Annotated in this window: 21 protein-coding genes and 1 pseudogene; 5 read left to right on the forward strand and 17 right to left on the reverse strand. The window is 68.2% G+C overall.

Annotated features, from left to right (window positions below; all coding sequences use genetic code 11):
• Nucleotides 1–15 precede the first annotated feature (15 nt).
• From ACFVVM_RS11900 to ACFVVM_RS11920, 5 genes are read left to right on the forward strand one after another with little or no spacing between them, the layout of a single operon-like run.
• Complete coding sequence (locus tag ACFVVM_RS11900; protein ID WP_387616432.1) at nucleotides 16–1,197, forward strand: ABC transporter substrate-binding protein; 1,182 nt, start codon at nucleotides 16–18, stop codon at nucleotides 1,195–1,197.
• An 11-nt stretch (nucleotides 1,198–1,208) separates the two neighbouring features.
• Nucleotides 1,209–2,522 carry an FAD-binding oxidoreductase gene (locus ACFVVM_RS11905; protein WP_387616434.1) on the forward strand — a complete coding sequence of 438 codons (1,314 nt, stop codon included), beginning with the start codon at nucleotides 1,209–1,211 and terminating at the stop codon, nucleotides 2,520–2,522.
• The gene (locus ACFVVM_RS11910; RefSeq protein ID WP_387616436.1) at nucleotides 2,519–3,292 is read left to right on the forward strand and encodes a creatininase family protein; all 774 of its coding nucleotides are present in this window, start codon (nucleotides 2,519–2,521) and stop codon (nucleotides 3,290–3,292) included. Before ACFVVM_RS11905 ends, ACFVVM_RS11910 begins: the two co-directional genes overlap by 4 nt.
• Entirely contained in the window at nucleotides 3,289–3,903 is a 615-nt protein-coding gene (locus ACFVVM_RS11915; RefSeq protein WP_387616438.1) for a pyridoxal 5'-phosphate synthase, read from the forward strand. The genes ACFVVM_RS11910 and ACFVVM_RS11915 overlap by 4 nt, the downstream gene beginning before the upstream one ends.
• Nucleotides 3,900–5,291: an amidohydrolase family protein gene (locus tag ACFVVM_RS11920; protein ID WP_387616440.1), complete on the forward strand. Its 1,392-nt coding sequence runs from the start codon at nucleotides 3,900–3,902 to the stop codon at nucleotides 5,289–5,291. The genes ACFVVM_RS11915 and ACFVVM_RS11920 overlap by 4 nt, the downstream gene beginning before the upstream one ends.
• Nucleotides 5,292–5,324: 33 nt before the next feature.
• Here ACFVVM_RS11920 and ACFVVM_RS11925 read toward each other — a convergent pair whose 3' ends face one another.
• From ACFVVM_RS11925 to hypA, 17 genes and pseudogenes are all read right to left on the reverse strand, one after another.
• Complete coding sequence (locus tag ACFVVM_RS11925; protein ID WP_387616442.1) at nucleotides 5,325–6,140, reverse strand: class I SAM-dependent methyltransferase; 816 nt, start codon at nucleotides 6,138–6,140, stop codon at nucleotides 5,325–5,327.
• A gap of 165 nt (nucleotides 6,141–6,305) precedes the next feature.
• Nucleotides 6,306–7,148, reverse strand: coding sequence for a DUF6390 family protein (locus tag ACFVVM_RS11930; protein ID WP_387616842.1), 843 nt, complete (start codon nucleotides 7,146–7,148; stop codon nucleotides 6,306–6,308).
• Nucleotides 7,046–8,119, reverse strand: coding sequence for a hydrogenase expression/formation protein HypE (gene hypE / locus ACFVVM_RS11935; RefSeq protein ID WP_387616444.1), 1,074 nt, complete (start codon nucleotides 8,117–8,119; stop codon nucleotides 7,046–7,048). The genes ACFVVM_RS11930 and hypE overlap by 103 nt, the downstream gene beginning before the upstream one ends.
• The gene (gene hypD / locus ACFVVM_RS11940; RefSeq protein WP_387616446.1) at nucleotides 8,112–9,224 is read right to left on the reverse strand and encodes a hydrogenase formation protein HypD; all 1,113 of its coding nucleotides are present in this window, start codon (nucleotides 9,222–9,224) and stop codon (nucleotides 8,112–8,114) included. Before hypD ends, hypE begins: the two co-directional genes overlap by 8 nt.
• Entirely contained in the window at nucleotides 9,221–9,559 is a 339-nt protein-coding gene (locus ACFVVM_RS11945; protein ID WP_387616448.1) for a HypC/HybG/HupF family hydrogenase formation chaperone, read from the reverse strand. The genes hypD and ACFVVM_RS11945 overlap by 4 nt, the downstream gene beginning before the upstream one ends.
• A 16-nt stretch (nucleotides 9,560–9,575) precedes the next feature.
• Nucleotides 9,576–12,224, reverse strand: coding sequence for a carbamoyltransferase HypF (locus tag ACFVVM_RS11950; RefSeq protein ID WP_387616450.1), 2,649 nt, complete (start codon nucleotides 12,222–12,224; stop codon nucleotides 9,576–9,578).
• Nucleotides 12,221–12,463 carry a HypC/HybG/HupF family hydrogenase formation chaperone gene (locus ACFVVM_RS11955; RefSeq protein ID WP_387616452.1) on the reverse strand — a complete coding sequence of 81 codons (243 nt, stop codon included), beginning with the start codon at nucleotides 12,461–12,463 and terminating at the stop codon, nucleotides 12,221–12,223. Before ACFVVM_RS11955 ends, ACFVVM_RS11950 begins: the two co-directional genes overlap by 4 nt.
• Before the next feature lie 300 nt (nucleotides 12,464–12,763).
• Nucleotides 12,764–13,240, reverse strand: a pseudogene (locus tag ACFVVM_RS11960) (hydrogenase maturation protease); the annotation flags it as partial.
• Nucleotide 13,241: 1 nt separating this feature from the next.
• Nucleotides 13,242–13,361: a DUF6893 family small protein gene (locus tag ACFVVM_RS11965; protein WP_387616454.1), complete on the reverse strand. Its 120-nt coding sequence runs from the start codon at nucleotides 13,359–13,361 to the stop codon at nucleotides 13,242–13,244.
• 15 nt (nucleotides 13,362–13,376) lie between these two features.
• The gene (locus tag ACFVVM_RS11970; RefSeq protein WP_387616456.1) at nucleotides 13,377–14,711 is read right to left on the reverse strand and encodes a hypothetical protein; all 1,335 of its coding nucleotides are present in this window, start codon (nucleotides 14,709–14,711) and stop codon (nucleotides 13,377–13,379) included.
• Nucleotides 14,708–15,346: a DUF6084 family protein gene (locus tag ACFVVM_RS11975; RefSeq protein WP_387616458.1), complete on the reverse strand. Its 639-nt coding sequence runs from the start codon at nucleotides 15,344–15,346 to the stop codon at nucleotides 14,708–14,710. The genes ACFVVM_RS11970 and ACFVVM_RS11975 overlap by 4 nt, the downstream gene beginning before the upstream one ends.
• Nucleotides 15,346–15,978 (reverse strand): DUF5947 family protein, encoded by a 633-nt coding sequence (locus ACFVVM_RS11980; RefSeq protein WP_387616460.1) that lies wholly within the window; start codon nucleotides 15,976–15,978, stop codon nucleotides 15,346–15,348. The genes ACFVVM_RS11975 and ACFVVM_RS11980 overlap by 1 nt, the downstream gene beginning before the upstream one ends.
• A complete protein-coding gene (locus tag ACFVVM_RS11985) occupies nucleotides 15,975–16,901 on the reverse strand; it encodes a NifU family protein (protein WP_387616462.1) in 927 nt (308 codons plus the stop codon). Before ACFVVM_RS11985 ends, ACFVVM_RS11980 begins: the two co-directional genes overlap by 4 nt.
• A gap of 5 nt (nucleotides 16,902–16,906) precedes the next feature.
• Nucleotides 16,907–18,703 carry a nickel-dependent hydrogenase large subunit gene (locus tag ACFVVM_RS11990; RefSeq protein ID WP_387616464.1) on the reverse strand — a complete coding sequence of 599 codons (1,797 nt, stop codon included), beginning with the start codon at nucleotides 18,701–18,703 and terminating at the stop codon, nucleotides 16,907–16,909.
• Nucleotides 18,704–18,715: 12 nt separating this feature from the next.
• Nucleotides 18,716–19,771: a hydrogenase expression protein HypE gene (locus ACFVVM_RS11995; protein WP_387616466.1), complete on the reverse strand. Its 1,056-nt coding sequence runs from the start codon at nucleotides 19,769–19,771 to the stop codon at nucleotides 18,716–18,718.
• Nucleotides 19,772–19,824: 53 nt separating this feature from the next.
• A complete protein-coding gene (gene hypB / locus ACFVVM_RS12000; RefSeq protein WP_387616468.1) occupies nucleotides 19,825–20,664 on the reverse strand; it encodes a hydrogenase nickel incorporation protein HypB in 840 nt (279 codons plus the stop codon).
• Nucleotides 20,622–20,996 carry a hydrogenase maturation nickel metallochaperone HypA gene (hypA, locus tag ACFVVM_RS12005; RefSeq protein WP_387616470.1) on the reverse strand — a complete coding sequence of 125 codons (375 nt, stop codon included), beginning with the start codon at nucleotides 20,994–20,996 and terminating at the stop codon, nucleotides 20,622–20,624. The genes hypB and hypA overlap by 43 nt, the downstream gene beginning before the upstream one ends.
• Nucleotides 20,997–21,034 lie beyond the last annotated feature (38 nt).

The following is a 21,034-nucleotide window of genomic DNA, read 5'->3' on the forward strand; positions in this document are numbered from 1 at the left end:
CCTTTCGGAGTTCTCATGTCCACAGTTCCCCGCCGCTTCTCCCGCACGCTGCGCGTCGGCGCCTGCGCCACCGCGGTCGGCCTGGCCGCCCTCACCGGGTGCGCCGACTCCGGCACCACCGCCTCCTCCGGCTACGACGGCCCGATCGGCGCGGTCGATCTGTCCGCCGTCTGTCCGGCCAAGATCGTGGTGCAGACCGACTGGAACCCCGAGGCCGAACACGGCAGCCTCTACCAGATGCTCGGCCCCGACCCGGTCATCGACGCGGGCGCCAAGAAGGCCACCGGCCCACTGTTCTCGCAGGGTGAGTACACCGGCGTCGACATCGAGGTCAGGGCGGGCGGGCCGGCCATCGGGTTCCAGTCGGTGACCTCGCAGATGTATCAGGACGATTCGATCCTGCTCGGCTATGTCGACACCGATCAGTCCGTCCAGTCTTCGGGCACCAACCCGACCACGGCGGTGTTCGCCTCGCTCGAGATCAATCCGCAGATGATCATGTGGGACCCGGCGACCTACCCGCAGGTGCGGACCATCGCCGATCTCAAGGGCACGGGCGCCACGGTGCTGTACTTCGAGGGCTCGGCCTACATGGACTACTTCACCGGCGCGGGCATTCTCGACAAGAGCCAGGTCGACGGCAGCTACGACGGTTCACCGGCCAACTTCGTCGCCGCGGGCGGCAGCAAGGCGCAGCAGGGCTTCGCCAGCGCCGAGCCGTATCTCTACGAGCAGGAGATCGCGCAGTGGAAGAAGCCGGTCGCCTATCAGCTGCTGCACGACGCGGGCTTCCCCGTGTACAAGTCCGCGCTCGCGGTGCGCTCGGGTGAGCTGGAGGCGAACGCGAGCTGCTTCGAGCGGCTGGTTCCGGTGATGCAGCAGGCCGCGGTCGACTACTTCGCCGACCCGGCCGCCACCAACGAGGTGATCCTGGAGGCGGTCGAGAAGTACGACACCGGCTGGGTCTACAACGCCGGCAATGCCGAGTACGCGGCCGAGACGATGCTGTCGACCGGTGTGGTCGGCAACGGCGACAACGCGACCGTCGGTGATTTCGACACCGCGCGGGTGCAGCGCGTCATCGACATCACCGGCCCGGTGTTCACCGAGCAGAAGGTGTCGGTGCCCGCGGGGCTGGCACCCGAGCAGCTCGCCACCAACCGGTTCATCGACCCCAGCATCGGGTTCACCTCGTGACGGGGGCCGTGATGACCGAGGCCGGACGCCCGGAATTCGGACCCGATCAGCTCGACGCGCTCGTCGACGACCTGCTCGCGCTGCTCGGCCCACGGGGGGTGAGCACCCTGGACCGGGCACTGGACCGGGCCAGCCGGGACGGCTCGGGCATGAGCCCGATCCTGTCGGCGCAGCATCCCCTCGGCAGGCCGGATGCGGTGTGCTACCCCAAATCGGCCGAGCAGGTGCCCGCGATCGTGCGGGCGGCGGTGCGCCACGGCGTGCCGATCACCGCGCGCGGCAAGGGCACCGGCAACTACGGGCAGGTGGTGCCCCGCTTCGGCGGCCTGGTGATGGACATGACCTCGCTGGGGGAGGTCACGGCGATCACCGGCACGACCGTGACCGCGCAGGCGGGGGCCAGGATGATCGCGCTCGAACAGGCGGCCTGGGACGCCGGGAAACAACTGTGGATGTATCCCTCGACGGTGCAGTCGACCCTCGGCGGGTTCCTCGCCGGTGGGTCGGCGGGCACCGGCACCATCGTGCACGGGCGCAATCACATGGGGTTCGTCGAATCGCTGGATGTGGTGTTCGCGCACGAGGATGCCGAGATCGTGCGTCTGGAAGGTGCTGCGGCACAACCGATGGTGCACACCTACGGGGTGGCCGGGATCATCGTCGCGGCGACCGTGCGCATCGAGCCGCTGCAGGACTGGCGATGTCTCTACGCCAGTTTCGACTCCCATCGCGAGGCGTTCCCGGCCGCGTTCCGCGCGGCGCGGATCGAGCCGAAGCCGCGCCTGCTCTCCGCCGACTGCGCGACGATCGTCGACGCGCTGCCCGCGGATCCGGCACTGGTGCGCGGGCGGGCCAATGTGCGCGGAATCATCGACGCGGCCGCGCTCGACGAGACCGTCGCGGTGCTGGAGGCGGCGGGCGGACGGATCGAGGCGGTCCGTTCCGGGCTGGCGCAGACCGCACGGCTGAGCACCCTGTCCTACAACCATCCCACCTGGTGGCTGCAGAAGGCGGTGCCCGACACCTACTTTCACATGGAGTGCCAGGGTGATTCGCTGGTGACGCGGCTCCAGGAGGTGGAGGAAGTCTACGAAGGCGGGATGCTGCATCTCGAGGTGGGTCACGAGACGATGTTCGGGATGATCAACGGGATCTACCGCGATCCCGGGCAGGTCTTCGCCGGGGTGCCCGCACTCGAAGCGCTCGGTGTGCGGGTGCATTCGCCGCATCAGTCCTATGTCGATCTCGATGCCGATCGGGTCAAGGCGATCGCCCGCGACACCGATCCCAAGGGGTTGCTGAATCCGGGGCGGTGGCAGCAATGAGCACCGCGACAAGGCAATTCGCCGATCTCACGACCGCAGAGATCGGTGACGCGCTGCATCCGGATTCGGTCCTCATCTTGCCGACCGGCGCGATCGAACCGCACGGACCACACCTGCCGCTGCGCACCGACCTGGTGATGGCCGAGGCCGTCGCCGCCGCAGCCCACGAGCGGGCGGTCGCCGAGGGGCAGGACACGTGGCTGCTGCCCGCGCTGGCCTACACCAAGTCCGACGAGCACGCGAACCTGCCGGGGGCGATGTGGTTGCAGGCGGAGACGATGCTGCGGACGGTGGTGGATCTCGGGCGCAGTATCGCCGCGACACCGGCGCGGCGGTTGCTGTTCGTCAACTGTCACGGTGGAAATTCGGCGCTGCTCGAGGTGGCGCTGCGGGAACTGCGGCGCCGCTTCGATCTACAGACCTTCCTGTATGCGGCGCCCGCCAAGCCCGGGCCGACCGAGTCGGGGTTCGGCATCCACGCCGGGTGGGCGGAGACGTCGATGATGTTGCATCTGCGCCCGGATCTGGTGGACATGAGTGCGGCGAAATCAGCTGTCCCGCACGCGATCGCGGGGCACTCGCACGTCGGGTTCGGCAAACCGGTCCGCTTCGGCTGGCTCGCCGACGATTTCGCGGAGTCGGGGGTGATCGGGGATCCGACCGGGGCCAGTGCCGAGATCGGCGCCGAGCTGTTCGCGGAGAAGGTCGGCGCGTTGACCGCGGCCATTCCGGAGATCGCGAGCTTCGATCCCGGCCGGGTGCGCCGGTGATCACCAGCAGCACGGTCTTCGGGCACGACTGCGAACCCGCGGAGTACGCGGAGATCGACCCGGTGCAGCTGCTGTCGATGTGGATTCCCGCGCCCGGTGACGCGCCGCCGCCGCTCATGGCGCTGGCCACGATCGCCGAGGACGGTTATCCGCGGGCCCGCCACGTTCTGTTGAGCGAATACCGCGGCGGCGCCGTGTATTTCCACACCGATGCCACCTCGGCCAAGGTCGCCGAACTCAGCGTGAATCCGCGCGCGGCGGTGACGGTGGCCTGGCCGGAGATCGGGCGGCAGGTGAGCATGTACGGCGACATCACGTCGTCCGAGCCGCAGCTCGATCAGGCCGTGTACGCGCGGCGCGGACGCTACCTGCAGCTGCTCGCCTGGCTGAACACCCCCGAGATCGCCGCGCTCGACCCCGCCCGGCGCCACGCGGCATGGGCCCGGTTCGACGCCGAACATCCCCGGCTCGAACCACCGCCGAACTGGGTCGGCTTCGCACTAGAGCCAAAGGAATTGACGTTTTGGCGTGGTGATCCGCTGGGGCCGTCCCAGCGCACGCGCTACCGACGGGACAAGGATCGATGGACTGTGGAGGTACTACCCGGATGACCACGCTGACAGTGCGCAATGCCACCCTGCTGCCGGTCGCCGGCGCGCGGGAGTGGTTGCACGGCTGGTTGACCGTCGATTCGGACGGCCGTATCTCGGGGATCGGTGAGGGCGATCCGCCACCGACCGATGGCGAGATCATCGATGTGGCAGGCAAATTCGTCGCGCCCGGCTTCGTCTCCGCGCACAGCCACATCTACACCGGCGGCATGCGCGGCGTCGCACCCGACAGCACGCTCTACCCCTGGGTCACCCGCAATACCGAGATGCTGCTGACCGCGCAGGCCGAGGACCTCTACTGGCTGACGCTGGCCGGCTCGCTGGACTTCCTGTCCAACGGCGTCACCTCCGCCTACAACTTCACCCAGAGCCGGGTACTGGCGCTGTTCGACTACGCGAGCTCGACCATGAAGGCGGCCGCCGTCCAACCGATCGAATTCCTCACCCGGCAGATCGATGCCGGCGCCGACGCGGGGATCCGCTTCGTGGCCAGCGTCCGCCTCGACGACGAGCAGCTGCCCGAAGACGAGGCGCTGTCAGTGTTCGGCGAGGTGATGGACTACGCGAAAACCACTGTGCCGCCGGACCATTACCTCGGCGGATCGGTCTACGGCGCCGTGCAGTGGTCGAGCTCGCCCGAGACCGCCCGGCGCGAACGGGCCATGATGGACCGCCACGGCGTCACCAACCAGGCCCACTTCGTCGAAACCGCTGAACAACTCGACATCCAGCAGGCCAAGTTCGACTGGTACGACCAGGCAGGCACCCTCGGCCCGGACTTCGCCTTCGGCCATTTCGTCCACCCCACCGACCGCATGCTCGAACGAGCCGCCCACACCGGCTGCGCCATGGTCTGGCAGCCCCTGTCCAACGGCCGACTCGGCTCCGGAATAGCCGACATCCCCCGAATCCTGGAATCCGGAATGCGAGTCGGCATCGGCCTCGACGACCAGTCCTGCACCGACGTCGCCGACCCCTTCGAAAACATGCGCGCCGGTCTCTACACCCAGCGCGCCCGACACAGCGACGCGTCCATCCTCAGCCCCGCCGACATGCTGCGACTGCACACCCTCGGCGCGGCCGCGGCAATCGGCGTGGCCGACCGGGTCGGCTCCCTGGAAGTCGGCAAATACGCCGACTTCGTCATCGTCGACCCCAACAATCCCGACACCGGCCCGATCTGGGATCCGGTGGCCACCTACGTACTCGCCTGCACACTCCGCAATCTCGAATCGGTCTATGTGGGCGGGCGCCCGGCGTGGACGGCAGGCCACTCGACCCATCCACTCGCCCAACGCGCCATCGACGAACAACATGAGCGGATGGTGCGCGTCGCCGGAGAGAGCGGGTTCCGACCCGCGGTGTCGCGCCAGGTTCGCCCGCGATAGTCGACCATACCCCCGGATAACGATGGGATCCGCTCACAGATCGCGCAGCTCGCCTCGGCGAGCCCATGCGCGAACTGTGGGCGGGGCGTACAGCCATTGCCGTTCGTCCTCCAACTCCGACTGCGCGGTGCCGATCACCTCCGGCGAGACACCGAGCTCGACCAGGGTGTCATGTGCCTGCGCCCAGGTGAGGCTCCACATGCGCGCCATCGCCGAGCCGCCACGAAAGAACGGGATGTCCGCGTCGACGTGGATGTCGTCGAGCCCGAGCGACTCCAAACGCATGGGCAAGTCCCGGGCCCACGATTGGCTGGCACCCGCGATCTCGGTCGACCGCGCGAAAGCACGCCAGACCTCGCCGAACGCACCTGGCATTTCGTCGAGTACGCCCAGCCCATCGCCTTCTTCGAGGAGGAGTACGCCACCCGGCGCCAGCGCTCGAACCAATCGCTCCAGAACGACCTCCCGATCGGCGATATGTAGCAGCACGAATCGGGTATGAACGAAATCGAATGCACGCTCGGGGATTTCATCGGTGACAAGGTCGAGCTCTCCGACTTCACCACCGAGACCGGGTAAGTCGGCGAGATGGCGCGTGTCGGCATCCACCGCGAGCACTCGGCCACCGGGCAGCGCCGCACCACACAGCCAGCGCGCAAAAGATCCGCCACCGGCCCCGGCTTCCAGACACCGCCACCCCACACCCACGCCAAGCCGCCGAGCAAGCGCAATACTTTCCGGATCATAAGCCGCGCCGAGCAACGCAAGGCGTTCGTCCGCGAAGTCCCACTCGTTGGGCAATGTGTAGTACGAGTCGCCCGACGAAGAGATCGGTGAAGACCAGTTCATACCGAAACGTTAGGCCCGGTGCCCTGATTCAGAGATCGTTCACCAGGCCCAATTCAGGTCAAGTGATCGAATCCACAGCGCCCGCTACACCCTCGTGCTGCGACTCTGAGTGAGAACCGCCTGGACCATTGCGGTGGAACAGCTTTGGTGGCGGCGATATCCCAGTCACTCGACGTGGTTCAGCTGACGAGACAGGCGGCGGTTGGTGACGGCGAGTTGGCGGTCGGTGCTGGTCGTCAGGTCGATCAGTCGGTCGGGAGTGAGGCGGGCGCAGACGTGGTCCCAGTGCAGGGCGACGTGGTCGCCGGGGTGCAGGGCGGCGGCGAGGCGTGCGTCATCGAACGCTACCTGGCGGAGTTCGGGTTCCGACAGGGCCAACAGGGGGCCGTCGCGGATCAGGCGGCGGCTGCGGACGGTGAGGCCGGTGGTGACGACGGTGGCGGGGGTGATGCGGCAGCTGTCGAGGATGCGGAGTGGGTGTTCGCCGGTGCCGCGGTCGAGCAGGCGGGACCACGGGTAGATGGCGAAGACGTGGAAGCCGTGGTTGGCGGCGGCCTCGTCGGACAGGTCGGCGGTCAGGTGTGACCAGTAGTGGCCTGCCATCGGCTCGATGAGGGCGAGGAGTTCGGTGGTGAAGGTGGTGGGGTCGAGGTCGGCGCCGATGCCGCCGCCGAGCCAGTAGGACTCGACGAGGCGGTGGTCCAGGGGGTCGGTGATGCCGGTCAGTTTCGCCATGACTCGCAGGTAGGGCCAGGCGCCGGAGAACTCGCGGGCCAGGGCGCGGATCTGGGCTGCGGAGCCACCGTGGAGTGCCTCGGCGTCGCGGGGGCCGCAGTAGCCGAGGCGGTTGGGGGCGTAGGCGTAGCGGGCGAACAGTTCGGTTCCGTCGATGGTGGCACCTCCGGTCAGCAGATTCGTGGAAGTTGTTCGCCAGCGGGCAGATCCACCACCCTCGTGCCGCCGAGTGCCGTGCGGGCGACCACCATGCCTGGATGTTCCTCGACGCAGACGCCGATGGCTTCCGCTCGGGTGCCCAGCGGGTGCTCACGCATCGCGGCCAGGACCCGGTCGGCGTCCTCGGGTGCGACGAAGGCGACCAGCTTGCCCTCGTTGGCCACATACATCGGGTCGAGGCCGAGCAGCCCGCAGGCATCGCGCACCGCGTCGGGCACCGGCAGCTTCCGTTCATCCAGTGCGACACCGACTTTCGCGACACCGGCGATCTCGTTGAGGGTCGCCGCCACACCACCGCGAGTCGGGTCGCGCAGCACGTGCACGTCCGCGCCGGTGGCCAGCATCGCCGCGACCAGGCCGTTGAGCGGTGCGGTGTCGCTGCACACGGTGGTGCCGAACTCCAGGCCCTCGCGGCAGCTCATCACCGCGACGCCGTGCACCCCGATATCACCGCTGACCAGGACCACATCACCGGGCCGGGCCCGCTGCGGCCGGATGTCGACGCCGTCGTCGACCATGCCGATGCCCGCGGTGTTGATGAAGATCCCGTCACCGTGTCCGGAGTCGACCACCTTGGTGTCGCCGGTGACCAGCTTGACCCCGGCCGCCAGCGCGGCCGTGCCGACGGCCTCGGCGACCCGGGCGATCTCGGCCAGCGCGGTGCCCTCCTCGAGAATGAACGCCGTGGACAGCACGATCGGGCGCGCACCCGACATGGCCAGGTCGTTGACCGTGCCGTTCACGGCCAGATCGCCGATCGACCCGCCGGGGAACACCAGCGGCTTCACCACGAACGAGTCGGTCGAGAACGCCAACCGCACGCCACCGAGGGTGAGGACCGCCGAATCACCCATGCCCGCGTCGGCGGCGGAGCCGAACGCGGGCAGGAACAGGTGCTCGATCAGCTCCCCCGACATCGCGCCGCCGCCGCCGTGACCCATCACGATGGTCGGCGAATCACGCAGCGGCATCGGACAGACCCAGCTCTCCATGTCGAAGGTCGCCGCCGCGTTGTCCTCACGCATGAGCCACCTCCGCGGGCAGGTCCAGGCGCCGGTAGAGGTAGTAGGCCGCGCACGCGCCCTCGGAGGACACCATGGTGGCGCCCAACGGGTTTCGCGGTGTGCACTGCTTGCCGAACGCGGCACACTCGTGCGGCTTGATCAGTCCCTGCAGCACCTCACCGGAGCGGCAGATCGAGGACTCGGCGGTGTGCAGATCACTCACCGAGAACCGGTCCTCGGCATCGTAGGCACGGTAGCGATCCGAGAGCCGCCAGCCGCTGCTGGGGATCACGCCGATCCCGCGCCAGGCACGGTCGGTGACGTCGAAGACATCGGTCAGCATCGCCTTCGCGGCCGCATTGCCCTCGGCGCGGACCGCGCGGGGGTAGGCGTTCTCGAGTTCGTGCCTGCCGTCCTCGAGCTGGGTGACGGTGCGGCGGATCCCTTCGAGAATGTCGAGCGGCTCGAAACCGGTGACCACCATCGGCACGCCGTACTTGTCGGCCAGCGGCGGATACTCCTCGGTGCCCATCACGCTGCAGACGTGCCCGGCGGCCAGGAACCCCTGCACGCGACAGCTCGGCGACTCCATGATCGCGGCGATGGCGGGCGGCACCAGCACGTGCGAGACCAGCAGCGAGAAGTTCTCGATGCCGAGCTTCTTGGCCTGATAGACGGTCATCGCGTTGGCCGGTGCGGTCGTCTCGAAGCCGATGCCGAAGAACACCACCTGGCGGTCGGGGTTCTCGCGGGCGATGGTGAGCGCGTCCAGGGGCGAGTACACCACCCGGACGTCGCCGCCCTCGCTCTTGACCCGGAACAGGTCGCGCTCGCTGCCCGGCACCCGCAGCATGTCGCCGAAGGAGCAGAAGATCACCCCGGGCTGCGCGGCGATCTCGAGCGCCTTGTCGATCACCTCGAGCGGGGTGACACACACCGGGCAGCCGGGGCCGTGGATCATCTCGATCTCGTCGGGGAGCAGCTGGTCGATGCCGTGGCGGATGATCGAATGGGTCTGTCCGCCACAGACTTCCATGATGGCCCAGCGATGCGAGGTGGCCGCGTGGATCTGGTCCAGCAGCTTCTTCGCGAGCTCGGGATTGCTGAATTCGTCGAGATACTTCATGACGTCACCTCCGTGTCGTCGCCGGAGTCGGACGCTGCCGGTCGTGCCGTGGGATCGGGGAGGCCCGACTGCTTGGCGGCGAGGGCGAACCCGTCGCCGAACTCCTCGTTGAGCACACCGAGGTGCTCGAATTCGGCCAGTGTGCGCAGCGCCGACTCCTCGTCGAGGCGCTGGATCGCGAACCCGACGTGGACCACCACGTAGTCACCGACCGCTGCGTCCGGAATGTATTCCAGGCACACGTCTTTGTGCACGCCGCCGAAGTCGACAACCGACATCACCGTGCCGTCGCGTTCGTGCAGGCTGAGCACCTTTCCCGGAACTGCCAGGCACATCGCTGCTCTCCTTTCCTCAACCCGCACCAGCGAGTAGTTGCCCGAACGCGAGGCCACCGTCGTTGGGCGGCAGCCTGCGATGCGTGATGACGGGGAATCCGTTGTCGCGCAGCAGGGTGCGCGCCGCCGAGAGCAGCAGCGCGTTCTGGAACACGCCACCCGACAGCGCGACGGTGGTCGGGGGCGGGGCGAAGTTCTGGGCCAGGTCGAGGACCAGGTGGGCCACGGCGTGGTGAAAGCGGGCGGCGATGACGGGGGCCGGGACACCGCGGGTGGCATCGGCGACCACGGCGGCGACCACCGGACCCGGGTCGATCACGGCCGGTTCGGTGCCCACGGTCGGCAGGTCGTCGGCACCGGCGCCGGTGTGGTCGAGCCCGAATCGGTAGGTGTGCGAGCCGGTGTCGACGCCGCGCGCGATCGCCTCCAGTTCGATCGCGGCCTGGGCCTCGTAGTCGACGGTGTGGCGGACACCGACCAACGACGAGATGGCGTCGAAGAGCCTGCCCATGCTCGAGGTGGGGACGCAGCCGAGTCCGGTGTCGAATTGGTGGGCCAGGACGGCGCGTTCGTCGGCGGGGCAGGCGGCGACCGAGGCAATCGTGTCCGACCAGTCCAGGTGGGCGGCCCACAGGTGGGCCAGCGCCATGCGGTACGGCCGGGCCACGCTGGCGTCACCACCGGCCAGCGGCACGTACTTCAGGTGCGCGAGCCGCCGGTAGCCCTTGTACCCGGCCGCCAGCACCTCCCCACCCCAGATGGCACCGTCCGGTCCGAATCCGGTGCCGTCGAAGCCGATTCCAGCGACGGTCTCCTCCGGTCCGAGTCCATGTTCGCCCATGACGGCGGCGATGTGCGCGTGATGATGCTGCACGGTGTGTACCGGGCGACCTTCGGCATGGGTGCGCGCCCAGCTGGTGGACCGGTAGCCCGGGTGCGCGTCGGCGACGAGCTGTGTCGGTTGCACGCCGGTCAGCTCCGCGAGATGCTCGGCTGCGAAGCCGAAGGCGCGCAGCGTGGCCAGGTCGTCCATGTCGCCGATGTGCTGGCTGAGCCAGGCGTAGCGGCCCTCCCCCACGGCACAGGTGTTCTTGAGGTCCGCGCCGACCGCCAGGGTGGGCGGTACCGGAACCGGCAAGGTCACCGGCAGCGGAGCGTAACCGCGCGAACGACGCAGCGGCAGTTCGATCCCGTCGACCACGCGCACCACCGAGTCGTCACAGGGTGTCAGGATGCGGCGGTCGTGCGACAGCCAGCCATCGGCGAGTTCGGCCAGTCGGGTTCGGGCGTCTTCGTCGTCGTAGCAGATCGGCTCACCGCCGAGATTGCCCGAAGTCATCACCAGCACCTGCGGACCGGGAGGGTCACCGGGCAGGCCGAAAAGCAGCAGGTGTAGCGGCGTGTAGGCCAGCATCACGCCCAAGTCGGGGTTACGTGGCGCGACCGACGGAGCGAGTGCGATGGCGCGACGGGTGGTCCCGACCCCAGAGTTGCCGGCAGCTTCCGACAGGGTGAGAGCGGCAGTGCCGACGGCCGATTGCCCGCAGCCGCCGGAGTCGCCGGCCGTCGAGCGGCCGAATTCGTCACGACTGCCGGCGATCAGGCCATTCGGCTCGTCGGGCCTGTGGTCGCCGGACTGCCGGTCTTGCGTTCTCGGTGCGAAAGCCCCCATCACAGGAGAGTCGACGGCGGGCGCTTTGCGGGCGAGCAAGACGATCGGGCGCTGGGGACCGGCGAGGAGCGCTGCGGCGATGTCGTCGACTTGGGCGATGGTGCGTGCGGCGGCAAGGTCGGGAACCATGACCGCGAAGGGCTTGTCGCCGCGCCGCTTTCGGCTTCGAAGGGTGGCCACTGCGTGCTCGTTCGTGGCATCGCAGGCGAGATGGTAGCCGCCGATGCCCTTGACCGCGAGGATCCCCCCTTCGCGCAACAGGTTTCGTGCGGCCGCCAGTGCGTCGGCGGGATCGCTGGAGGTCGGCTGCACGCCGTCGTCCGAGTGGGCGGTGCTGGTGGCCTGGGATTCGCCGAGGTCGGAGCGAGGCAGGTGCGAGCGATCGCCTGTGGTCGCGGCGGACGGCCATGCGGCGATGTAGGTCAGGCGGGGCCCGCAGTCGGGGCAGGCGATGGGTTGGGCGTGGAAGCGGCGGTTGGTGGGGTCGGTGTATTCGGTGGCGCAGCGGGCGCACATCGGGAAGTCCGCCATCGAGGTGCGGGGGCGGTCGTAGGGGAGGTCGGTGATGATGGTGAAGCGGGGGCCGCAGTTGGTGCAGTTGATGAAGGGGTGGCGGTGGCGGCGGTCGGTGGGGTCGGTGAGTTCGGTGGCGCAGTCGGCGCAGATCGCGATGTCGGGCGAGGCCAGGGTGCGGCCGCCGTCGGCGCGGGTGGTGTCGGCGATGTGGAAGCCGGTGCCGCCGCGCACCGCGACGGTGATCTGGTCGACCGATTCGATGACGGCCAGCGGGGGCGGGTTGTCGCGGAGCCGACGCGAGAACTCGTCGAGATCTCCTGGGGCGCCTTCGATCTCGATGATCACCCCGCAGCTGTCGTTGGCGACCGAGCCGGACAGGGACAGTTCGGCGGCGGTGGTGTAGACGAACGGCCGGAACCCGACGCCCTGTACCACCCCGCGGACCACGAGGTGACGACGCTGCCGGTCGGCACTCACGGCTGCTCGCCCCGCCCCATCAGGTTCAGCCCGGCCAGCGCACTGGCGGCACCGGCCTCGTCGGTCTTCTCCACCGCCAACCCCATATGGATGATCACCCAGTCGCCGGGCCGCACGGGATCCTCCTCCAGCAGACCGACATTCACCTTCCGGTCCTCGCCGGAGACGGTGACCAACGCGAGCTGACCGTGATAGCCGTCGAGGATCTCCACGACCTGTCCGGGAATACCGAGACACATGGTTCACCCTCCCGATCGGTTCCACGCGGCGAGCGACTCGCGCAGGCCGCCACCGGAACCACGCGGCACCGCGGCCGACCCACGCGACTCGCCACCCGCTGCGCTCGCCCCGGCGGCCGACCCACCCGCCACGACACCCGAACCATGAGGTGCAGCGCCCGAACCACCCGACTCCGCACTCTGGCCATTCGGTATGACCCCCGGGTCGCTCGAGTCAGCGCCCGAACCGCTTGGCGCAGCGTCCGGACCGCTGACCACCGCACCGGGGCGGCTGAGGTCGGCGGCAGGACCACGCGGCACGGTGGCCTGATCATTCGGTTCGGCGGACAGTCGTGCGATGACCTCCATAACCGCGTGGACGGCTGGGTCCAGGGCGGCGGTGACCGGTTCGGACAGGCCGATGCCCTCCTCCACCGAGGCGACCTGGCAGCCGACGACGACGGTGGGCGGCAGGGTTCCGCCGAGGGCTCGGACGCTGGCGAAGACGGCGTCGGGATTCATGGCGTGGGCGTCGAGCTGGGCCGCGCCCGAGGGGTCGGGTTCGGCGTGGAAGACCGCGAGGGTGCCGGGGGTGCCGCGGTCGGGGACGGCGTCGACGAGGATCAGCGCGTCCCAGGGGTCGAGCAGGTCGTAGGCCAGGTGCATGCCGCGGATGCCGTAGTCGACCACCCGCACGGGAGCACCGTGCGGCGGGAGCCGTCGCACCACTTCGGGCCCGAAACCGTCGTCGCCGAGGAAGATGTTGCCGATCCCGGCGACGAGCACCCGCGCCGTCATCTCACATCCGGCGCATCTTCAGGTAGCGCTGCAGGTCCGGTATCGATCGGACACCGAGTATCGCGGCGGCGAACGCCACCACGGCGGCACACGCCACCGCGATCATTCCTATCGTGGCCATGATTGACCCCTTCTCTCATTCTCGTGGGCTGTCGAGTGGTTCGATCTCCTCCGGGGCGAAGTACAGGTAGCGGCCGTACCATTCGTGCAGTTCGGCGGCGGGGTCGTCCTCGATGACCACGCCGACGTGCGCCTGCCCGTCGACGTCCTCGTGCACGGTGACGACCCGGGCGATCCGGCCGTCGTAGAACAGATCGTGGGCATCGGCCCGCCGCGAGGGGTGCAGGCGCACGCGGCTGCCGTTGCTGACCCGGACCGCGCCGACCAGGATCGCGTCGGCCTCCGGGCGAACAGCGTTGTCGGCCAGCGGATCCCACCAGTCGACCCCGTCGGGCACCTCGGGGATCAACGCGGCGGGTTCGGCGTGCGGATCACGCAGGACACCGTGCAGCTGCTGCAGGGCCTCCGGTGTCATGGCATCGCACCGGTCGATGATCTGCGCGGCCCGCTCGTCGGTCGCGCGGGCCTGGGCCTTCTCCTGCTCGGTCATGGTCATGACGCGCAGGGTGAGGATCTCGTCGATCTCGGTGGAGTCGAACAGCGGTCCCTCGCTCTGCTCGGCGATCTCGGGATGGTCGTAGAGGATGATCGGCGAGACCAGCACGATGCTGTGGTCACCGGGCGGCCCGGCCAGGACCGGGAAGCAGCGGTGGTGCACACAGCGGGCCACGGCGGCTTCGGCGTCGGGCGGGGGTTCGAGCAGCGAGACGAACCGGCCGTCGTCGAGTTCGGCGATGACGTGCGCGCCGATCAGGGAGCGGGCGATGGCGTCGTGCTGGTCGGTCACGGGGGCGCCGGTGTTGCGCAGGGTGAGGCTCAGCCGCACGAATCGCTCGTCGCGCGCCACGCGCACCTCGACCGCACCGTCGAGACGCTCACGCCGACGGACCAGCCGCCCGGCCGGTGTGCCATCGGGTCCGGGGATCGTCTCGTGGTCGGTTCCGGACGGAATCGACAGGTGCGCGGTCGAATCCGCGAGCGACATCGGGCCGATCAGGTGCTCGCACTCCACCGCCTCGTCCCAGCTGATCCACGATCGGCCGTCGACGACGAGGTCGGCGACCGGCGCTCCCCCGGCATCCTCGACCGTGCGGCGTTGCAGGTGCAGGAACCGGACGGTCAGCGTGAGCACGGCGCGCTCGCCCGCGTCGAGCAGGCATTGCGCCGAGAGTTCCGAGTCCTCACCGAGCCCGGCCGTGGCCGCACCGAGCGGGCCGAGCACACCGAATTGCCAGCGCGACTGGTTCTTTCGCGAGTTCGCCCGGTACGGGTACAGCAGGTAGCCCTCGTAGAGCACCGCGTCGGCGACCGCGCGTGCCCTGGCCTGCGACCTCGTCGGCTCGGTGCTCATGGGCTGTCCTCGAGCAGGCGCAGGACCGCGTCGTCGAAGCCGAGCAGCCCGTGGCTGGACTTGTAGGCGGCCAGCGCCTCGACGGTGTCGCGTTGCAGGCGCAGCCAGCCCGCGTTCGGGAAGTGCGCCGTCATCAGGTCCTCCCAGACCGAGACCGGCATCTCGAACTTGTCCTCGCGGTCCCACGGAATCTGCTGCACCGCGAAACCCGTTGTGCCCCGGATGAACACGGTGCCGCTGAACAGGAAGATCAGCGGCACGGTGCCCTCGCGCAGAGCATGGAGGTATTTTGATCCGCTCACCTCGAAGTCGTAGGTGCACGGCATGGGCAGGTCCACCTGGGCACCGCCGTGGAAGCCGGGGACCATGGTGGCGCAGTGCATCCAGAGGAAGGAGCGCTGGGTGTCGCGCCAGCGTTCGCGCGGCCCGAACAGGTCGATCAGTCCCGCGCTCTCCTCGTCGGTGTAGCCGCGCCGGTGCGGTTCGATCCGGACCTGGGCCCGCAGGGCGATCGCGTGCACGGGTTCCTCACCGAGCACGGCGATGCCGATCCGCGCGGACAGCGCGGGGGTCGCCGCGTACGGCTCGGGTTGGATCCCCATGACCGCGAAGGTCGTCGAGTAGGCCGGGCACATCACACACCACCCGGTCGTGCCCGCGCCGACACCGCGTCGAAGAACTCGTCGAGGTACCGGTGCACGTCCTGACCGCCGTCGAAGCCGCGCCACAGCATCCGCATCCGGCCGACGAATTCGTAGCAGGCGTCGATTGGCAGCAGCAGGCAGGCGGCCTCAGCCGTGCCGCGCTCGGGGACCCGGATCATCAGCGCCTCGACATCGGGGGCGACCACATCGATCTCCGGGTGCCGGTCGAGGATGGTGCGCCACTCGTCCAGGGGGAGTTCGGATTCGGTCGCGCCCATCGGTCCCGGATAGAACGCGACGGTGCGGCCGAGCGCGGAGTTGTCGAAGAAGAACGCCAGGCCGACTGGGATCTCGAGTGCATCCCATTCACCGTGGCTGATGGTGAAGCCGGGGAACCGCAGGTAGCGGTCGGGCACCGCGCGATACCGCAGGGTTGCGTTCTGGTCGGTGAACAGCAGGTAGCAGCCCCGGCAGACGCACAACAGCTGGCGCCCTTCGACATTCACCACATGCTGATGCTCGGCGGCGATGGTCTCCGCGCACATCTCGCACCGCTCACCCGCCGGGACGGCGGGCTTGCGATCGACGGTGAGGCGCCGCAGCACCCCCAGCGGAGAACTCACCCGGCCACCTCCATCGGGACGGCCACCGACAGTTCCCCGGCGCGCACCAGCACCGGCAGCGGTTCCAGATGGCCCTCGCCGTCGACTCTGGCGCCGGCGTGGACGGCGTCATAGTGGGCCAGGCAGGTCGGGCAGCGCAGCACCGCGTCACCGACCGGGAAGCCGACCCGGCGCTGCAGGGCGGCACCGGCCAGCGACTGGTCGCAGGACGGGCAGTGGTCGCGGTAGACGAACAGGTCGTCGCCGACCCGGCAGGCCAGCACCGCCTGACCGCCGATCACGAAGCCACCGACCTCACCCGCACCCAGTTCCCCCAGTTCCGGCACAGCGATCCAGCTCCCGTGCGCTTCCACCGGATGGGCCTCGGCGTGCACCCGGGCGAACAGCGAGTCGGCGGAGATCAGCGACTCCGTCGACTCGGGTTGCGCGGCCGCCACTTCGATCGACTCGATCTCCGGCGCCGCGGCGCGCACCGCGTCCTCCACGGCCAGTTCCAGGGTCACCGAGGACGACGGACAGGTACGGCAGCTCCCCGACAGTTCGAGGCGCACCACACCCTCGTGCACGCCGAGCAGCTCCACATCACCACCGTGCGAACCCAGATACGGGCGCACGCTGTCCAGGGCCGCGCGCACGCGGGTGTCCACGTCGTGCGGGTGCAGTCCGTGCACCAGCAGCAGGCTCGCGATCAGGTCGTCGGCGACGAGCCGCTCGCGCACACCCTGATCGACCAGGTCCAGGATCCGCGCCAAACCGGCGCCGTAGAGATCGGACACCTCGCGCACCAGCTGCTCGGCGCGCTCACGGGCGACGACGCCACCGGCCGAACTCGCGTCGAGCAGGGTTTCGATCCGGTCGCCCGCTCCGCGCCATCGGTCCGTGTCGATCGCTGCCTCGTCGCGCTCCCCCGGCCGATCCGGCATCACCGTTACTCCCCGGTGAGGGTCTGTGTCGGCGAGTGGAGTTTCTCCAGCGACTTGCCGTTGCCGAGGTACATGTGCACCCCGCACGGCAGGCAGGGATCGAAGCTGCGCACGGTGCGCATGATGTCGATGCCCTTGAAGTGCTCGCGGTCGTTCTCCTCGAAGATCGGCTGGCCCTGCACCGCGTCCTCGTACGGTCCCGGCGTGCCGAAACTGTCGCGGGGGTTGGCGTTCCACGGCGTCGGCGGATACGGGTGGTAGTTGGCGATCTTGCCGTCGCGGATCACCATGTGATGCGACAGCACACCGCGCACCGCCTCGGTGAACCCGCAGCCGATGCCTTCCTCCGGCACCTCGAAGTGCTCCCACGTCTTGGTCCGGCCCGCCCGGATCTCCACGAGCGCCTGCTCGGCGAAGTGCAGCGCGCTGGCGGCGGCATATGCCTGGAAGTAGGTGCGGGCGCGATTGCGTTCGATGGTGTTGCTGCCGAATTCGGGGATCTTCCACTCGAATTCGACCGGCCCCTTCAAAGCCGTCTTGGGCAGGTTGATCTGCACACTGTGCCCGGTGGACTTCACGTAGCCGATGTCGACCAGTCCGGCCAGCGCCGTCGACCACAGCCGGGCCAGCGGCCCGCCACCGGTGTCGAGGGCGAGATAGTCGGTGCCGTCGAACCAGCGTGGCGACATCACCCAGCTGTACTTGTCGTCCATGTCGCGCTTCTGCGGCTTGGGATTGGTGTGCTGATTCCAGGGATGGCGCCGATCGACCGGATTACCGAGCGGATCGGTCTTGACGAACATCTCCTGATCGGTCCAGTCGTCGTAATACGAACTGCCCAACAGGATTCGGATGCCGAGATTGATGTCGACCAGGGAGGTGGTCACCAATTTCCCGTCGACGACCACACCTGGGGTGACGAACATCCGCCGACCCCACTCCTCCATGTCCTTGTATTCGAAATTGCACACCTCCGGATCCTGGAACGAACCCCAGCAACCCAGCAGGGTGCGCCGCAGACCGACCTGTTCATAGCCGGGCAGCGCCTCGTAGAAGAAGTCGAACAGGTCGTCGTGCATCGGCACGACCTTCTTCATGAACTCGACGTAGCGCATCAGCCGGGTCATGTAGTCGGTCATCAATTGAATCGTCGCGACCGTGCCCACACCGCCCGGATACAGCGTCGAGGGGTGCACATGCCTGCCCTCCATGAGGCAGAACATCTCGCGGGTGTAGCGGCTGACCTGCAGCGCCTCCCGATAGAACTCGCCGGTGAACGGATTCAGCGCGCGCATGATGTCGGCGACGGTGCGATAGCCGTGCGCGTCCGAATGCGGAGCCAGGGTCTGCTCGGCCTGCGCGAGGACGCCGGGATTGGTCTCGGCGACCATCTTCTCGCAGAAGTCGACGCCGACCAGGTTCTCCTGGAAGATGTTGTGGTCGAACATGTATTCCGCGGCCTCGCCGAGATTGACGATCCACTCACCCAGGTGCGGCGGCTTCACGCCGTAGGCCATGTTCTGCGCGTAGCACGAACAGGTGGCGTGATTGTCGCCGCAGATGCCGCAGATGCGGCTGGTGATGAAGTGCGCGTCGCGGGGATCCTTGCCCCGCATGAAGATCGAGTAGCCGCGGAAGATGGACGAGGTGCTGTGACACTCGACCACTTCGCGGTTCTCGAAATCGATCTTGGTATAGATTCCCAGGCTGCCGACTATTCGGGTGATCGGATCCCACGCCATCTCGACGAGACGGTCGGGCTCGATCTTCTTGTGCGACGGCTCGGGGATGATGGCAGTCATTCCAATCGCCTCCTACCAGGTGCGGGTGGCGCCGGATTCCAGCTTCTCGCCCTTGTGCCGCCAGCGCGGTTCCTTGTCGACGGTGCGTCCGGTGATGTGCCGCAGGCTGCGGATCACCGACCCGTACAGCCCTGATGCCGTGGAGGAGATCTTCCCGCCCGGCGGTTCGTCCATGAACGGCATGAATTTGTCCGGAAATCCCGGCATGGTGCAGCCGATGCAGATGCCGCCCACATTCGGGCAGCCACCGACACCGTTGATCCAGCCCCGTTTGGGGACGTTGCATTTGACCACCGGGCCCCAACAGCCCAGTTTCACAATGCATTTCGGGGAGCCGTATTCGTCGGCGAAATCACCTTCCTCGTAATAGCCCGCGCGATCGCAGCCCTCGTGCACGGTGGCGCCGAACAGCCACTTCGGGCGCAGCGCCTCGTCGAGGGGGATCATCGGCGCCTGGCCGGTCGCCATGTAGAGCAGGTAGGTCAGCGTCTCGGACATGTTGTCCGGGTGGACCGGGCAGCCGGGGACGCAGACGATCGGGATGTCGGCCTTGGATTTCCAGCCCCACCCCAGATAGTCGGGCACCCCCATCGCGCCGGTGGGATTACCCGCCATCGCGTGGATGCCGCCGTAGGTGGCGCAGGTGCCGACCGCGACCACCGCGGTGGCTTTCGGTGCCAGACGATCGAGCCATTCACTGGTCGTCATGGGCTGACCGGTGGCGGGATCGTTACCGAATCCGCACCAGTAGCCCTCGTCGTGGAGTTGTTCGTTGGGAATCGACCCCTCCACCACGAGCACGAACGGTTCGAGTTCGCCACGATCGGCTTTGAAGAACCATTCCAGGAAGTCGTCGGCGCCGCCGGTCGGTCCGCATTCGAAATCGATCAGGGGCCAGTGGACGGCGATCTGCGGGAGTCCGGGCAGGGCGCCGAGGGCTATTTCTTCGATACTGGGTTGCGTGGCAGCGGTCAACGCGACCGAGTCTCCGTCGCAACTGAGACCGGCGTTGATCCACAGGACGTGGATCAGGGTCTGTTCCGCTGTGGTTGCTTCCTTGGTGGGCATGGGCTGTGCCACTTTCTGAAGCGATGTGGATTTGTGATCCTGATCACAACAGTCTAGGTCGCCGGTGCGTGATCATCAATAGCCGCGCGTTGGCTGCGCAGCCACTCGTACCACCGCGCCATGCCCTCGCCGCTGGTGACCGAGATCGGCACGATCTCGGCGCCGGGATTGATCATGGCCGCGTATTCGCGGCATTTCGCCAGGTCGAAGTCGACATAGGGCAGCAGATCGATTTTGTTGACCAGGACCAGCGAGGCGGCGGCGAACATGTGCGGGTACTTCAGCGGCTTGTCGGTGCCCTCGGTCACCGAGATCACCACGACTTTGCCGCGCTCGCCGAGATCGAACAGCGCCGGGCACACCAGGTTGCCGACGTTCTCGATGAACAACAGGCTGCCCGGCGCCGGATCGAGGGTTTCCAGCGCGCGATGGGTCATCTCGGCGTCGAGGTGGCAGCCGGCGCCGGTGTTGACCTGGACCACCCGGCAGCCGGTCGCGCCGATCCGTTCGGCGTCGAGCAGGGTGGCCTGATCGCCTTCGATGACCGCGATCGAGGCGTCGCCGAACTCGCGGATCGTGCGCTCGAGCAGGGTCGTCTTGCCCGCCCCTGGCGAGCTGGTCATGTTCAGGGCCAGGATGTCGCGGGCGGCGAGCCAGTCGCGATTGCGCTGGGCCAGTTCGTCGTTCTTGGCGAGGACCTTCTGCTCGAGGGTGATGGTCTCGGTCACCGGCAGGTGGACGTGGTCGGCGCCGTGGGCGTGATCGTGCGGGTGGTCGTGACCGTGCTCGTGCGGGTGGTCGTGATCATGACCGTGTTCGTGTTCGTGTTCGTGTTCGTGCGGCAGGGTGATCACTGCTGCCGCGTCGTCGCCACATCCGCAGGTTGCGCACATTCTCGGCTCACCTCCATGGATCGAATTCGGAGTTCGTGTCCGGCCCTGATGTCGACATCGGCGCTGCCGCAATCGCACAGGGCGATCGGTTGGGTCAGGGTGAATTCGGCGCCGCAGGTCCGGCAGAGCGCGGCGCCGGGTACCTCGTCGATCTCGAGGCGGGCGCCTTCGGCGAGGGTCCCCTCCGCGGCCAGCTCGAAACAGAAGCGCATGGCCTCGGGAACCACCGCGCACAGCACGCCCACTTCGACCAGGACGCTGTGCACCCGCTGTCCCGCCGCGTGTTCACACACGGCGTCGATGACACTTTGGGTGATGGCCATTTCGTGCATCGCGGTCTCGGCTCGTCGAAGGTGAGAACCTATCCCGA

Source organism: Nocardia sp. NPDC058176, assembly GCF_042883805.1.
Taxonomy (GTDB): domain Bacteria; phylum Actinomycetota; class Actinomycetes; order Mycobacteriales; family Mycobacteriaceae; genus Nocardia.

Bases quoted from the DNA above. Each gene is read 5' to 3' on its own strand.
- ACFVVM_RS11900 (WP_387616432.1), top strand. From the start codon at position 16: ATGTCCACAGTTCCCCGCCGCTTCTCCCGCACGCTGCGCGTCGGCGCC.
- ACFVVM_RS11905 (WP_387616434.1), top strand. From the start codon at position 1,209: ATGACCGAGGCCGGACGCCCGGAATTCGGACCCGATCAGCTCGACGCG.
- ACFVVM_RS11910 (WP_387616436.1), top strand. From the start codon at position 2,519: ATGAGCACCGCGACAAGGCAATTCGCCGATCTCACGACCGCAGAGATC.
- ACFVVM_RS11920 (WP_387616440.1), top strand. From the start codon at position 3,900: ATGACCACGCTGACAGTGCGCAATGCCACCCTGCTGCCGGTCGCCGGC.
- ACFVVM_RS11925 (WP_387616442.1), bottom strand. From the start codon at position 6,140: ATGAACTGGTCTTCACCGATCTCTTCGTCGGGCGACTCGTACTACACA.
- hypE (WP_387616444.1), bottom strand. From the start codon at position 8,119: ATGCGTGAGGACAACGCGGCGGCGACCTTCGACATGGAGAGCTGGGTC.
- hypD (WP_387616446.1), bottom strand. From the start codon at position 9,224: ATGAAGTATCTCGACGAATTCAGCAATCCCGAGCTCGCGAAGAAGCTG.
- ACFVVM_RS11945 (WP_387616448.1), bottom strand. From the start codon at position 9,559: ATGTGCCTGGCAGTTCCGGGAAAGGTGCTCAGCCTGCACGAACGCGAC.
- ACFVVM_RS11955 (WP_387616452.1), bottom strand. From the start codon at position 12,463: ATGTGTCTCGGTATTCCCGGACAGGTCGTGGAGATCCTCGACGGCTAT.
- ACFVVM_RS11965 (WP_387616454.1), bottom strand. From the start codon at position 13,361: ATGGCCACGATAGGAATGATCGCGGTGGCGTGTGCCGCCGTGGTGGCG.
- ACFVVM_RS11970 (WP_387616456.1), bottom strand. From the start codon at position 14,711: ATGAGCACCGAGCCGACGAGGTCGCAGGCCAGGGCACGCGCGGTCGCC.
- ACFVVM_RS11975 (WP_387616458.1), bottom strand. From the start codon at position 15,346: ATGTGCCCGGCCTACTCGACGACCTTCGCGGTCATGGGGATCCAACCC.
- ACFVVM_RS11985 (WP_387616462.1), bottom strand. From the start codon at position 16,901: ATGCCGGATCGGCCGGGGGAGCGCGACGAGGCAGCGATCGACACGGAC.
- ACFVVM_RS11990 (WP_387616464.1), bottom strand. From the start codon at position 18,703: ATGACTGCCATCATCCCCGAGCCGTCGCACAAGAAGATCGAGCCCGAC.
- ACFVVM_RS11995 (WP_387616466.1), bottom strand. From the start codon at position 19,771: ATGCCCACCAAGGAAGCAACCACAGCGGAACAGACCCTGATCCACGTC.
- hypB (WP_387616468.1), bottom strand. From the start codon at position 20,664: ATGTGCGCAACCTGCGGATGTGGCGACGACGCGGCAGCAGTGATCACC.
- hypA (WP_387616470.1), bottom strand. From the start codon at position 20,996: ATGCACGAAATGGCCATCACCCAAAGTGTCATCGACGCCGTGTGTGAA.